Genomic DNA, 12,672 nt, shown 5'->3' with positions numbered 1-12,672 from the left:
CCTAACAGCATTGCCCCAAAAACTCGATAGGTCTGCTTTGTTTCCGGCAGTTACACTGACCACAGATCAATAAACCTCACACACTGTGCGCCCAAAGAAAGGACACACCATGCCTGATACCAAAGTTGCTTTGATGACAGGTGCAGGACAGGGAATTGGCCGGGGTTGTGCCATTGAAATGGCGAAAGCCGGCTATAAGGTTTCGCTTATGTCTCCGTCCAACCGCTCGGTTGAATTGGCTGAGGAACTTGAGGGCATTGGCCGTCGCGGCTCTGTATTAGATGTCGATGATTTGCAAGCGATGGTCGACGACACCATGAGCAAATATGGACGGATTGATGCAATCGTCAGTAATATGGGTCACGGTGGAACGGTGCCTGAAGCCATCAAAACCGTCGGTTTCGATCCTGACTTTGACGGACCGCTTTTGGAACTCAGCGACGAGTTATGGCACGAAAGTCTGGACATGTATGTGCTAAATGTCGTCAAGATCGCCCGTATCGTCACGCCCATTCTGATCGAACAAGGCGGTGGTGCATTCGTTAATATCTCATCCATGAACACAATCGAGCCACGTGCGCCCTATCCCATGAGCATGCTGCGTGGAGCATTGCATAGTTTCTCAAAGCTTTACGGGGACCGATATGCACGGCACAATATTCGCATGAACAACCTGCTGCCGGGGTTCTGCGAGAACGTGAACCTGTCCGAACAAGCTCGCCGGGAAATCCCCGCTCAGCGGCCCGCAACGTTCGAAGAAATTGGGCAGGCTTGCGTGTTTCTCGCCAGCGATGCAGCCCGGTATATCAACGGTCAGAGTATACTGTCCGACGGCGGGATGAACAGGGCAGTGCGATAGCAAAGAGGCGGTGAAGCGTGATTTTCGCGGCCCTCGATGAAATCCTTGACACAGATCGGGAGGCAACAGGTGATGCCCCCCGAGGTTTGATTTCTACTGCGACATCCCACCTTCGGTCGATATCTGCTCTTCGACATGGCCCTGGTTGGTTATGTCCGACCCCCGCGGAGGATAGTCCTTGAAGGTAGACAGGTGGTTTTGGACGATTTTGGCAGCAGGGCCAAAGGCCCACATTTTGTTGCCCATCCAACGGGTATACATCCCCGATTCCTCAGCTGCCTTTTCATAGGGATCGCGGCGCAGGTTGAACAGCAGGGGCGCGTTCAGTTCCTCTTTTGGACCTGCCCATCCTTCGGTTTGTATCGTGAAATGTGCTTTCCAATCACCATGGCGTACAGCTTGCAGGTCCGGACCTTCGTAGTAGATAATCTCGTCCCGGTTGCTCTCACCCTCGCCAGTCAGGAAAGGCAGTTGGTTGTAACCATCCAGATGCACCTGATAGCCCTCATAGCCCTTCAGTAGTGATCCAGGCAGATCGTCAGGTCCTCCGGCGGCGGCGACGAGGGTAGGCATCCAGTCAAGACCAGCAAAAATACCGTTGCTTACGGTCCCGGCGGAAACTCTTCCGGGCCAGCGAATGATAGCAGGAACGCGGAAGCCGCCTTCCCATGTCGTACCTTTTTCGCCTCGGAACGGTGTTGTTCCACCGTCAGGCCAAGTCATGGTTTCGGGGCCGTTATCCGAGGTGAAGACTACAATAGTGTTGTCCGAGATGCCAAGTTCGTCCAGACGGGCCATGACCTTGCCCACGTTGTCGTCAAGCTCTTTCATTACGACATCCTGCAAACCGCGCCCGTCGCCCAGCATCGCCTCGTATTCGGGGCTCAAATGTGTCCAGACATGCGCTCGGGCCGGGGCCATCCAGACAAAGAAGGGCGTGTCGCTATCGACCGCGCGGTTGATGAAGTCCAGAGTATGGGCCGTCACCTCATCGTCGAGCGTTTTTTGCCGTTCGGGCGGAGCTGGGCCATCGTCTATTATACGCTGCTTTCCAACCAGCCCCCAGCGTGGATCTACGGTTTCATCAATTGTATCCGTGGCATAAGCGTGGATGATGTTCCGTGGGCCAAATGTGTCGTTGAATTTCTGATCTTTGGGCCAATCGGGGTCAGAGGTGTATTCCATCGCATTCAGGTGGTAGAGCCAGCCCCAATATTCATCGAAACCTTTCACAGTTGGCAGAAACTTGTTCATATCGCCCAAGTGATTTTTGCCAAATTGCCCGGTGGTGTAGCCTAGAGATTTAAGGATGTTGGCCAGAGTAGGGTCTTTTTCATTCAGACCTTTTTCCGGATCTCCGGGCAGCCCGACTGTGTGCATCCCCGTCCGAACAGGCAATTGTCCGGTGATAAAGGCAGATCGCCCTGCGGTGCAGCTTGGCTGTGCATAGTAGTCCGTAAGGCGCAAACCATCCGCAGCAAGCTGGTCAAGGTTGGGGGTTTTGATACTTTTCACACCCTGATGATAGCTGCCCAGACTGGCCCAGCCGACATCGTCGGCCATGATGACAAGGATATTGGGCTGGTCGGTTTCGGCCAAAACTGGCAGGGCACAGACCGAAGCTGTAGCCAGCGTGGCGGAAACCACAATAGATCGAAAAATGAACATTTTTACCTCTGCGAACGTAGAAGACGATACCGGTGAAGGGAATATCGAAAGTCCGATCAGGGATAGCGGTCGAAACTTTCGCGTCGCAACAGAGCTTTACCGGAATTTCATATTGTGAAATCTAAAGAGCAAAACCTGAAATGTGTTTGACGGCATGATGAACGAAAACTCTTTGACCGCTTTTCTTACATTGGCTGAAATCGGCAGTTTCCAAAATGCTGCCCGTGCGATGGGTGTGTCCAACGCATCATTGTCCCGCTATGTCGGGCAGGCCGAGGACTATACGGGGCTTGTTTTGTTTCATCGAAGCCGAAACAACAGCACTCTGACACGCGCAGGGCAGGAGTTCTTGCCAATCGCCCAGGCGCTGCGCGAAGACCTGAACCAGTATGCAACGCGCGTGGCCGCTTTGCGCGAAACCGGGCCGGGCACTTTGCTGATCGGTTGCGGGCCTCTGACCACGAGAACCCTGATCCTGCCCGCCCTGCGATCAGTGCGGCAAGTGATGCCTGATCTTCGTTTCCGAATTCTGGTAAGCGCCTACGCACGACCGCTTGATTTGTTGCAGGCGGGAAAGTTCGACATGTTCCTGGGTGACCTGACCTACACACCCGAAGCTGACAACGTCGAGATTATGGTGATGGAGAAACAACAAATCCAGTTTGTGGCACATCGCGACCATAAGATTCATCAGCGTGGCCCGCAAACGATGGCAGGCATATTCGATTTTCCCTTTGCATCTCCGCATCTCCACAAACACTGGAAAGCCGCTTTGACAAAAGCACTTGGTGGCGGTGCTGAAGCCGTCGAAAAGGTGAATGCACAGCCGCATATCGAATGCGACGACTACAACCTCCTGACCGGATTGTTGGCAGAACCGGACTACATCGTGGGAGGGATGGCGGACACATTTGCGGATCTGATCCATGCAAAGACGGTGAAACCCGTGTCTATGGCACAGAACCTTACGTGGAACATCTGCGCAGCGCGTAAGTCACAGAACACTTCGGATGCTGTAGAATTATTCTGGAGTGAGCTTGCTAAATATCGGGCATGACCGGCGGTGCAAGGCATAGAAAAACGCCCAACTGAAACGCATCTTAGCTAGTGCCTGGTCGTTTCCGTATGGCCAATTAACTTGGCGAAGTTCTGCTTTGGAATGCTGGCGGTGAAAGTCCGAAATGCTTGGTTCGCGACGCGCAGCACATGCAAAGAATAGAAGCCTGGTCGACGGCAGGTATAAGCTCTCAACGGACGTTTACATCACAGCCGAAATCACCCACCTTCATCGATCGCATTCATTGCACCCCAAAACTACCAGTTGAACCTCCTTGCACCCGCTCCTATCGTGCGGCAACAAACGTTTCATTCAGGACGACACCATGACCGAGCAAACCCCACATCCGATGTCCCCGCAGGATTGCCTTGTGGCGATCATGGTGGCGATTTCCGCCTCGGACGAGAACATCCGAACTGCAGAGCTGGTCAAGATTGAAGGCGCGGTCAACATGCTGCCGGTGTTTGCAGGCTACGACATCGACCGAACCCGCCGCGTCTCGCAGATCGTGTTTGATTTGTTTGAGCAGGTTGACGGGCTGGATGCCCTGTTCGGACTGATCCGTGACAACCTGCCCGAACGCCTGAACGAAACCGCCTACGCGCTGGCCTGTGATGTCGCCGCCGCTGACGGCACTCTGGCCGAAACCGAACTGCGTCTGCTGGAAGAAATCCGGTACGAGCTCAGCATCGACCGCCTGCACGCTGCCGCTATCGAACGCGGGGCACGGGCGCGGCATACAACCTAGCTACCGTAGAGCGCACCCCAACGCTCAATCAGATTGCGTTGCAATTTGCGGGACCGTCGGTTCCAGGCCCGCGCGCCGTCCGGGCGCTCGCGCGATGCACGCGGGATCGTGGCACGGTGCGCGGTATCGGCGGTGAAGATCGCAAACGCCAGATCCACCCCATCTGCCGTTGTCATATAACCGCCAAGACCCGAGACGAAGTTCAACGTCCCCGTCTTTGCGTCGACCTTGATCGGATGATCCTTGACCGGCTGCCCATTTTTGTCGGCCAGCGTGAAGGACCGAAGCAACGGCCGCAGCTCCTCTGATTGCCCCGCCGCCACCAGCGTATTGACCAGACTGAAGGGGGCCATACGTGAGGAACCGCTAAGTCCGGAATGATCGACCATCGCGATCCCATCTGCGCCAAAACGCTCTGCCGCCCACAGGTTCATTTCTGCGGCCGAGTCCTCAAGGCTCTGCGGCGCAACCCCGCGCGCCTTGGTGGCCGCCAAACCCACCATTTCGGCGGTTATATTGGTCGAATATCTCAGCATCCCCTTCAGGATGCTTTCCAACGGATCGCTCTGATGCACCACCAGTTCGGTCCCTTGCGGTGCTTGCCGCGTCACCTGCACCCGGCCCAGCACGATCCCATTCACGCGTGCCAGCGTGCGGAACACATCTCCGGCATAAAGCGCAGGCTTGCGTACCGGCAGCCAGCGTGCCCCGCCATTGCCTAGCGCGCCTTTGGCCACGGTCCAGCGATCCTGCCGCGCGCTTGGCTGATAGGTGTAGATCGGCAGGCTGCGGTTCTCGACCCGCATTGATGCCATATCCACCGACGGCCTGTAACTTGCGCTGCGCGCATCCATGGTCACGTCATAGCCGGTGCCCTCGCGTTTCCACTCGAAATGCACACGGTTGAAATTCAGGGAAATCCCGCTGATCGACGGGCTATAGCCCAGATGATCCGGCTGCCCCGGATCAATGCTGAAGACGTAGGGCAGCGCACCATCATAGACCTTGAACGCGCCCTTCACCTCGGTGATCCCGGCCTTGCGCAGATTGGCTGCCATTGTGGCCAGCGCGTCTGTATCCAGCAGCGGATCACCGCCACCCGCAAGGATCAGGTCGCCTTTCAGAATGCCATTCTCTACCGGTCCATCCGCGATCAAGCGCGTTTCGAACCGATACTCCGGACCCAGCACATCCAGCGCATAAAGCGCGGTCAGCGCCTTGGCGACGCTGGCTGGTGGTAGGCTTTGGCCCTCGCCGAACACCTCCAGCGGCGTTCCGGTTTCCACGTCGGCCACGGCGAAAACAACCTCGCCCTTCAGCCCCGCTGCCTGAACCAGTCGCTCGGCCCCGCTGGGCTGCGGGCCACGCAGCACAGGGCGCAGAGACACCGAAGGCGCCTCGGCCAGACCTGCGCCCGGAACCAGAGACGCCCCTAATCCACCCAGAAACAAACGACGCGAAATTCGATCGACCATGGGTCTATTAGAATCCCAGAGCTTAAATGCAGACAATCACTTGATTAAGATTATGCGCCAAGTGGAGTCATTCGGGCAACACCCCATCGCTCCAATTCCCGCGATTGCGCAACTCGGTCGAACTGACGTCAACCATCGGCACGTTCACAAAACACCACGCCGGAGCATCCGCCCGCCCCAGCAAATGCCGCGCCTGCCCGTCGATACGGTACTTGGCATAAAGCCGAGCCGCCGGAGACATCCGCGCCGAGATCCGATCCCCCGGCCGCGCCACAACGCCCACAGGCACGCTGTCCATGATCTGCCGCCAGTCCTTCCAGCGGTGAAACTGCGCCAGATTGTCCGCGCCCATCAGCCAGACGAACCGAACCTGAGGATAAAGCCTCCGCAGCGCTGCCAGAGTGTCTGCCGTCGCCCGCGTGCCCGTCAGAGCCTCGATATCCGTGACCTCAACGCGCGGATGCTGCATCACATCCAGCGCCGCCGCCATCCGCCGGGCCAAAGGCGCAGGCCCCCGCTCCTTAAGAGGGTTCCCCGGAGACACCAGCCACCACACCCGATCCAGCCCAAACGCCTTCATCGCCTCACGCGTCACATGCACATGACCTTGATGCGGAGGATCAAATGACCCTCCGAACAACCCCACGACCTGCCCGGCCCCCGCATATGGAATGGTACTGCGTTCCATCCTCTGCTGATGTTCAGAACTGAGAGGTGTTGTCAATCAATCGGCTGCACCACATCGCCAAGCCTGACTTGCCCCGGCTGCACTACTTCGGCACACCAACCCCCATGCCCCCGCACAGCAGAATAGCCGCCTTTGCCCAACGCCTCCTCCATCCGACTGCATGGAGCGCAGATCACGGTAAAGCGTAAAATGGCCTCTCCCACTTGCACCTCACGCCCCTTAAGCGCCGCCAGATTGATCCCAGAAACCACCAGATTGCGCCGCAGGATCTCAGGCATAACCGATCCCTGCCCCAGATAAGAGCCAATCGCCGCCAGATGTTCCTGCTGGATCAAAGTCACCACCCGCTTGCCCGCCCGGCTGCGGTCGCCGTCGAGCCCATCGGCTGAGACCCAAACATCGTTGCGCCCATCCATTTCCGCTCTGCGGCCGGGACGTAAACCGATCCATGTCACCCGTCCCGGCTGCGCCCAACCAGCAATCAGTTCTGCAAGTTCTGCCAAAACCCCACCACTCCTTGTCGTGTCGGTTCTAGCGCATCAAACGACCATACAAAAATCACAAAACCACTAGCTTGCCCCGCCCGCTCGCCTCGGATATCCAGCGTTCCAACTCAATTTCCCCGACCCAGAGGACGCGACATGGCCGCCTATCAATATGTCTACCACATGCAGGGTGTCTCCAAGACCTATCCCGGTGGCAAAAAGTGCTTTGAAAACATCCACCTCAGCTTTCTGCCCGGCGTGAAAATCGGTGTCGTCGGCGTCAACGGCGCAGGTAAATCGACGCTGATGAAGATCATGGCGGGCCTCGACACGGACTTCACCGGTGAGGCATGGGCGGCCGAGGGCGCCAAGGTCGGCTATCTGCCGCAGGAACCTCAGCTGGATGAATCGCTGACCGTCCGCGAAAACGTCATGCTGGGCGTGGCCGCGAAAAAGGCCAAGGTCGACCGCTTCAACGAAATCGCCATGGAGATCGCCGAGAACTACTCGGATGAGCTGATGGAGGAAATGACCACCCTGCAGGACGCGATCGACGCGGAAAACCTGTGGGACCTCGACAGTCAGATCGATGTCTCGATGGAAGCGCTGCGCTGCCCGCCAGACGATGCAAACATCGCCAACCTTTCGGGCGGTGAGAAACGCCGTGTGGCGCTTTGCAAGCTGCTGCTGGAAGCGCCCGACATGCTGCTGCTCGACGAACCGACCAACCACCTGGACGCCGAGACCATCGCGTGGCTGCAACAGCACCTGATCGACTACAAAGGCACCATCCTGATCGTCACCCACGACCGTTATTTCCTGGATGACATCACAGGCTGGATCCTCGAACTCGACCGCGGCCGCGGCATTCCGTACGAGGGCAACTATTCCGCATGGCTGGAACAAAAAGCCAAACGGCTGGAGCAGGAAGCCCGTGAGGACAAGTCCAAGCAGAAAACCCTGCAACGCGAGTTGGAGTGGATGCGTCAGGGCCAAAAGGCCCGTCAGGCCAAATCCAAGGCCCGGATCAACGCCTATAACGAGCTGGCCGAACAGTCCGAACGCGAAAAGCTGACCCGCGCCCAGATCGTCATCCCCAATGGCCAGCGCCTTGGTGGCAAGGTGATCGAGGTCGAGGGCCTGTCAAAACACATGGGCGACAAGCAACTGATCGAAGGGCTGGACTTTGCCCTGCCACCCGGCGGCATCGTCGGCGTCATCGGCCCCAACGGTGCGGGTAAATCGACCCTGTTCAAGATGCTCACCGGTCAGGAACAGCCCGACAGCGGCACCATCACGCTGGGCGACACGGTCGAGCTGTCCTATGTCGACCAGTCCCGCGACGACCTGAAAGACAACGACACCGTGTGGGAGGCGATCACCGGCGGCGCCGAGATCATCCAACTGGGCGACGCGCAGGTCAATTCCCGCGCCTATTGCTCGTCGTTCAATTTCAAGGGCGGCGACCAGCAGAAAAAGGTCTCGCTGCTGTCGGGCGGTGAGCGCAACCGCGTCCACATGGCCCGCCTGCTGAAAGAGGGCGGCAACGTCCTGCTGCTCGACGAACCGACCAACGACCTTGACGTTGAAACCCTGCGCGCACTGGAAGACGCGCTGGTCGATTTCGCTGGCTGCGCCGTGGTGATCTCCCACGACCGCTTCTTCCTTGACCGGATTTGCACGCATATTCTGGCCTTCGAGGGCGACGCCCATGTGGAATGGTTCGAGGGCAACTTCGAGGATTACGAAGAAGACAAAAAACGCCGACTGGGACCGGACGCGCTGGAGCCCAAGCGGTTGAAGCATAAGAAGTTTGCGCGGTAACTGGTGATTTTCTCCGCGAAAGAAGATCGAGATTTCATTTTGAGAGAAATGAACAATGATCCTGATGCACGCGACAACATACTAGCATTGGCGTGCATTGGTAGTGCATTTTGCGCAATCTGCACCTTCGAAGACCTCGTTACTACTTTAGTGGCCTCATCAAGGGCCCAATTGCTCAAAAGCCTGAACCAAGCGGAGATCGAACGAGCCGACTTGTTTCTCGAAAAACATCGAGTGGCTTCTCAATCGACGCTTGGGCGCTTAGTTACAGTACTTGAAAAAAGCGGCATCGAAGGTAGAGACATCAATTACCTTCGAGCAATCACCAATCTCAGGAACGATTTTGTCCATCGGTTCATGGATCAAACCCCGCTTCCCGGAGATTGGGCTCGATTCGGTTATGGTTTAGAACAGTTTTCCGAATACACTCGATACGTTGCTCGCCACGTTGGCTACGCCAACAGTGTTTTTTCAAGGATCATGGTGAGACACGGTTTGTTAGCTGGAGATTTTGGCTCTTTTGGCGCTATACTCTGGAACCCTGACGAACCTTTTGCCAGCGATGATGATAGCAAGTAGGCCGGGCTGCAGCCCGGCCTACAAAATGCGGATTTCTATTCTATGGCTATCGGAACGCGCGCTCGATCATCTCTCCGCTCAGTTCCGAGCAAGCGTAGGATGGGGTTTCACCCCATCACTCACTCAACGACCCTACCCGAAAACCCGCACGATCTGTTCCCGCGCACAAAACCACTTGCAAACTCCAACCTCTCAAATGATGGGGTGAAACCCCATCCTACGGCTCTCCGAACGGTCCCTCTGTGACCACACCGCACCACTCCGGATCAACCCGACCCGCACGAATATCGCGATGGATTGACGAATACGGCCAATCGGTCGGGCGATCGACCAACCCGTGCTTCACCGGATTCCGCCAACAATACGCCATATGATTGCGGTAATCCTGTTCGTCCCGAATGGTGTGCTCCCAAAACCGGCGCTGCCAAATCCCGGCATCCCCTTTCGCAATTTCCGAATCTGTGCGTAGGGTGGGGTTCCACCCCACCACTCCCGACGCCTTCACCCCACGCGTAAACCGCGCCTTAATCGCACCCCACCGTGTCGAATAATCCGCATCCCCCGGCGGCAAGGTCCACACCGCGTGCAAATGATCCGGCAACACAACAAACGCATCGCACCAGAACGGCCGCTCCCTCTGGGTCACCGCAAAGGCGGCCCGCAAATGCGCCACCTCTCGCACTAACAAATCCGACGACCGGTCGGCCAAAGACACGGTGAAAAAATACTTGGCCCCGGGAATGCAGACGCGTCGATAATCGCTCATGCTGTAACTTGATCATGACGAGGGTTAACGGATTCTGAATGCCACTCCGACGCGCCAGATAAATAACCGGACCTTATCAAAGCTCTGCCAACTAATAACCAAACCCATCGGCGGATTTTTGTACAAGACGGACGATTCCGCCTCAAACCCTTGTACAATCCATACAATCCGCCCTTGCCACACCGTCTGACCGATGCCATATCCAAGAGGCTTACGTTTTTCTATTTCGACCTACTGTCTCCTTCTACGGCGCTCAGTCTATCGATACAGACAACGACGCCGGGCTGCCGCATCCACGTGGGCAGCACTAAACAGGAGACAACGGATATGCCCGCAGGCACCGTAAAATGGTTCAACACCACCAAAGGCTACGGCTTTATCGCACCTGAAGATGGCGGCAAAGACATCTTCGTACACATCTCGGCTGTCGAGCGTTCGGGCCTCACCGGTCTGGCCGACAACCAGAAGGTCACGTACGAGCTGCGCGCTGGTCGTGACGGCCGCGAAAGCGCCGACAATATCGAACTGGCCTAAGCCATTCAAAGGGCGGGATTTTTCCCGCCCTCTCCGCTATGCCCGCGCCCCGTGTGTGGCATAGGGAATACATCACAATCGGGTTATTCCTCCCCGGTGATTGACCAAATCCGCTATCATTTCAAAACTAGCGTTATGATTTCTTTGGTCATTTGAGGGATGTCACCATGTTCACACGCCGCGTATTTCTGGCCGGTACTGCCGTCAGCCTGCTTCCGGGCGTTGTCAGCGCCAAGAAAGCGGTCGAGTATGATCCCACGCCACAATTCGTGCGGGTCAAAAAGCAATTCCTACCCGGTCAGCTGCTGGTCGTTCCCCGTTCCTTCTACCTTTATTACATAACCGAACCCCGCAAAGCGATCCGCTATGGCTGCGGCGTCGGCAAAGCCGGACTGGAGTTTACAGGAACCGCAACTATCGACGTCAAGAAGGAATGGCCCACCTGGCGACCGACCGATGAGATGATCGAACGCGACCCGGTGGCCTATGGTCGGTTTAAGGACAACGACTATGTCCAACCGGGAGGGAGCGATAATCCACTGGGCGCGCGCGCTTTGTATCTGTTCCAAAACGGAGTCGACACCTATTTCCGCATCCATGGCACCACACAACCGCAAACCATCGGTCGCGCGGCCTCGAACGGCTGCATACGGATGCTGAATGAGCATGTAATCGATCTGTACAACCGGGTGCCGATTGGAACCGTGGTGACCGTGGTCTAAGCCGCCGACCAATCCACATCGTCGGCTTGTTCAATCCTCAGGCGACCTTCTGGCCATGGGCGCATCAGCTTCTGCGCCTCTTCTTCGGATCCATGTAACCAGCAATCCACATCCTGCGACCCCAGCAACACACCCATACGGTGGTGGATCGGCTTTACATCGGCATTTGGCTCGCAGGTGACTGCGGCGACCTGATCCACACGCTGCCCACCAGGGGCCTCCCAACAATCCGTAATTGCAGCAAATAATAGCGGAATGCCATCCTTCGCTGCGATACGCCATGCAGTTTTGCGCCGTTTCTCTCCGGTCCACTCGTACCAGCCATCAACTGGTATAACTGCGCGCCCAACACCTTCGAATGCGCTTTTGTCAAAAACCGTTTCAGAGCGAGCGTTGATAATGGTCTCCATCACCGGACGTCCGCGCGCATTGACCCTGCCGACCGGGATCATCCCCCAACGCATCATCTTCAAGCCTTCACCGGTCAATACCGTCACCTCCTGACCCGGTTGAATGTTCCTGCGCGGGGGTTGAGGCCCTACGTTATCTTTCACGTTCAGGAACTTAGCAATCTCGCCAATTGGTCGTGTGAGAAAAAACCGGCCTGGCATAGGACCCTCCTAATCGGCAGCGCGCTCCGCTAAAGCCAGTACAAAAGGTCCTAGCGCGTCAACGATCAGCGCAACGCCTTGGGCATTTGGATGGATGCCATCAGATTGCATGAACTGGCGCGCGACTGCAGGATCGCCCTCGGTCGTGAGCCCGTCAAAGAAGCTTTCCGCATAGATCGCGCCATACTGCTGCGCCAGTTCCGGATACATGGCATCGAAACTTTGCTTGTAATCCATCCCATAGTTCCCGGGGGCTTGCATGCCGATCAGCAGAACTTCGACATTCGCAGCTTCAGCGGTGTTCAGGATTGCCTCAAGATTGGCGCGCGACACATCCGGATCGATACCGCGTAACAGATCATTGCCGCCGAGGGCTACAATCATGCCATCGACCTCTGGCGTCAGAGTCCAATCAACGCGGGAGGCTCCTCCTGCGGTCGTATCCCCGGAAACACCGGCGTTGATAAGCTGAATATCCGCCCCTTCCTCCTGCAACCAGCGTTGCAGTTGCGGCACAAACCCGTCTTGTTGCGGAAGTCCATATCCTTGTGTCAGGGAATCTCCGAGCGCCGCAATCACCACCGGCTCAGCCGTCGCGGCAAATCCGCAACAGATGAACACGCCTGACATCAAACCCTTGCGCAGCTTCTGTATCG

At 56.9% G+C, this 12,672-nt stretch carries 14 protein-coding genes; 7 read left to right on the top strand and 7 right to left on the bottom strand.

Annotation, left to right across the window (positions count from 1 at the left end):
- Positions 1-109 precede the first annotated feature (109 nt).
- Entirely contained in the window at positions 110-859 is a 750-nt protein-coding gene (locus ACR0DK_RS15830) for an SDR family oxidoreductase (RefSeq protein ID WP_480563042.1), read from the top strand.
- A 93-nt stretch (positions 860-952) separates the two neighbouring features.
- Here ACR0DK_RS15830 and ACR0DK_RS15825 read toward each other — a convergent pair whose 3' ends face one another.
- Entirely contained in the window at positions 953-2,527 is a 1,575-nt protein-coding gene (locus ACR0DK_RS15825) for an arylsulfatase (protein ID WP_480737019.1), read from the bottom strand.
- Positions 2,528-2,684: 157 nt separating this feature from the next.
- Between ACR0DK_RS15825 and ACR0DK_RS15820 the strand changes: the two genes are divergently transcribed.
- Together ACR0DK_RS15820 and ACR0DK_RS15815 are read left to right on the top strand one after the other, a co-directional pair.
- On the top strand, positions 2,685-3,584 hold the full coding sequence (locus ACR0DK_RS15820) for a LysR family transcriptional regulator (RefSeq protein WP_480737016.1): 900 nt from the start codon (positions 2,685-2,687) through the stop codon (positions 3,582-3,584).
- A 325-nt stretch (positions 3,585-3,909) separates the two neighbouring features.
- Positions 3,910-4,332, top strand: coding sequence for a tellurite resistance TerB family protein (locus ACR0DK_RS15815; RefSeq protein ID WP_170395941.1), 423 nt, complete (start codon positions 3,910-3,912; stop codon positions 4,330-4,332).
- Here ACR0DK_RS15815 and dacB read toward each other — a convergent pair.
- The 3 genes from dacB to ACR0DK_RS15800 all read right to left on the bottom strand — a co-directional run bounded on the left by dacB (position 4,329) and on the right by ACR0DK_RS15800 (position 6,998).
- On the bottom strand, positions 4,329-5,807 hold the full coding sequence (gene dacB / locus ACR0DK_RS15810) for a D-alanyl-D-alanine carboxypeptidase/D-alanyl-D-alanine endopeptidase (protein ID WP_480737011.1): 1,479 nt from the start codon (positions 5,805-5,807) through the stop codon (positions 4,329-4,331). The two genes, ACR0DK_RS15815 and dacB, sit on opposite strands and share 4 nt — an antisense overlap.
- 67 nt (positions 5,808-5,874) lie before the next feature.
- Positions 5,875-6,495 (bottom strand): nicotinate-nucleotide adenylyltransferase, encoded by a 621-nt coding sequence (locus tag ACR0DK_RS15805; protein WP_480737009.1) that lies wholly within the window; start codon positions 6,493-6,495, stop codon positions 5,875-5,877.
- A gap of 32 nt (positions 6,496-6,527) precedes the next feature.
- On the bottom strand, positions 6,528-6,998 hold the full coding sequence (locus tag ACR0DK_RS15800) for an MOSC domain-containing protein (protein WP_480737007.1): 471 nt from the start codon (positions 6,996-6,998) through the stop codon (positions 6,528-6,530).
- Between the two features lie 138 nt (positions 6,999-7,136).
- Between ACR0DK_RS15800 and ettA the strand changes: the two genes are divergently transcribed.
- Positions 7,137-8,804 (top strand): energy-dependent translational throttle protein EttA, encoded by a 1,668-nt coding sequence (ettA, locus tag ACR0DK_RS15795; protein ID WP_010442471.1) that lies wholly within the window; start codon positions 7,137-7,139, stop codon positions 8,802-8,804.
- Between the two features lie 3 nt (positions 8,805-8,807).
- On the top strand, positions 8,808-9,383 hold the full coding sequence (locus ACR0DK_RS15790; RefSeq protein WP_480737005.1) for a hypothetical protein: 576 nt from the start codon (positions 8,808-8,810) through the stop codon (positions 9,381-9,383).
- Positions 9,384-9,600: 217 nt separating this feature from the next.
- Here ACR0DK_RS15790 and ACR0DK_RS15785 read toward each other — a convergent pair whose 3' ends face one another.
- Positions 9,601-10,149: an REP-associated tyrosine transposase gene (locus tag ACR0DK_RS15785; protein ID WP_480737003.1), complete on the bottom strand. Its 549-nt coding sequence runs from the start codon at positions 10,147-10,149 to the stop codon at positions 9,601-9,603.
- Between the two features lie 327 nt (positions 10,150-10,476).
- Here ACR0DK_RS15785 and ACR0DK_RS15780 point away from each other — a divergent pair, with 327 nt between their 5' ends.
- Together ACR0DK_RS15780 and ACR0DK_RS15775 are read left to right on the top strand one after the other, a co-directional pair.
- On the top strand, positions 10,477-10,683 hold the full coding sequence (locus ACR0DK_RS15780; protein ID WP_010442474.1) for a cold-shock protein: 207 nt from the start codon (positions 10,477-10,479) through the stop codon (positions 10,681-10,683).
- Between the two features lie 167 nt (positions 10,684-10,850).
- Positions 10,851-11,405 carry a L,D-transpeptidase gene (locus ACR0DK_RS15775; protein ID WP_170395928.1) on the top strand — a complete coding sequence of 185 codons (555 nt, stop codon included), beginning with the start codon at positions 10,851-10,853 and terminating at the stop codon, positions 11,403-11,405.
- Here the strand turns inward: ACR0DK_RS15775 and ACR0DK_RS15770 are convergent.
- Together ACR0DK_RS15770 and ACR0DK_RS15765 are read right to left on the bottom strand one after the other, a co-directional pair.
- Complete coding sequence (locus ACR0DK_RS15770; RefSeq protein WP_170423818.1) at positions 11,402-12,016, bottom strand: SOS response-associated peptidase; 615 nt, start codon at positions 12,014-12,016, stop codon at positions 11,402-11,404. The two genes, ACR0DK_RS15775 and ACR0DK_RS15770, sit on opposite strands and share 4 nt — an antisense overlap.
- Before the next feature lie 9 nt (positions 12,017-12,025).
- Positions 12,026-12,646 (bottom strand): arylesterase, encoded by a 621-nt coding sequence (locus tag ACR0DK_RS15765; protein ID WP_223117571.1) that lies wholly within the window; start codon positions 12,644-12,646, stop codon positions 12,026-12,028.
- Positions 12,647-12,672: the final 26 nt, after the last annotated feature.

It is taken from the genome of Ruegeria sp. CE6 (genome assembly GCF_056537485.1).
This window is presented reverse-complemented; position numbering and strand designations above follow the sequence as displayed.

Excerpts from the sequence above, each read along its gene's own strand:
- ACR0DK_RS15775 (WP_170395928.1), top strand. The coding sequence starts at position 10,851 with ATGTTCACACGCCGCGTATTTCTGGCCGGTACTGCCGTCAGCCTGCTT.
- ACR0DK_RS15805 (WP_480737009.1), bottom strand. The coding sequence starts at position 6,495 with ATGGAACGCAGTACCATTCCATATGCGGGGGCCGGGCAGGTCGTGGGG.
- ACR0DK_RS15815 (WP_170395941.1), top strand. The coding sequence starts at position 3,910 with ATGACCGAGCAAACCCCACATCCGATGTCCCCGCAGGATTGCCTTGTG.
- ACR0DK_RS15780 (WP_010442474.1), top strand. The coding sequence starts at position 10,477 with ATGCCCGCAGGCACCGTAAAATGGTTCAACACCACCAAAGGCTACGGC.
- dacB (WP_480737011.1), bottom strand. The coding sequence starts at position 5,807 with ATGGTCGATCGAATTTCGCGTCGTTTGTTTCTGGGTGGATTAGGGGCG.
- ACR0DK_RS15785 (WP_480737003.1), bottom strand. The coding sequence starts at position 10,149 with ATGAGCGATTATCGACGCGTCTGCATTCCCGGGGCCAAGTATTTTTTC.
- ACR0DK_RS15820 (WP_480737016.1), top strand. The coding sequence starts at position 2,685 with ATGAACGAAAACTCTTTGACCGCTTTTCTTACATTGGCTGAAATCGGC.
- ACR0DK_RS15825 (WP_480737019.1), bottom strand. The coding sequence starts at position 2,527 with ATGTTCATTTTTCGATCTATTGTGGTTTCCGCCACGCTGGCTACAGCT.
- ACR0DK_RS15830 (WP_480563042.1), top strand. The coding sequence starts at position 110 with ATGCCTGATACCAAAGTTGCTTTGATGACAGGTGCAGGACAGGGAATT.
- ettA (WP_010442471.1), top strand. The coding sequence starts at position 7,137 with ATGGCCGCCTATCAATATGTCTACCACATGCAGGGTGTCTCCAAGACC.
- ACR0DK_RS15770 (WP_170423818.1), bottom strand. The coding sequence starts at position 12,016 with ATGCCAGGCCGGTTTTTTCTCACACGACCAATTGGCGAGATTGCTAAG.
- ACR0DK_RS15765 (WP_223117571.1), bottom strand. The coding sequence starts at position 12,646 with ATGTCAGGCGTGTTCATCTGTTGCGGATTTGCCGCGACGGCTGAGCCG.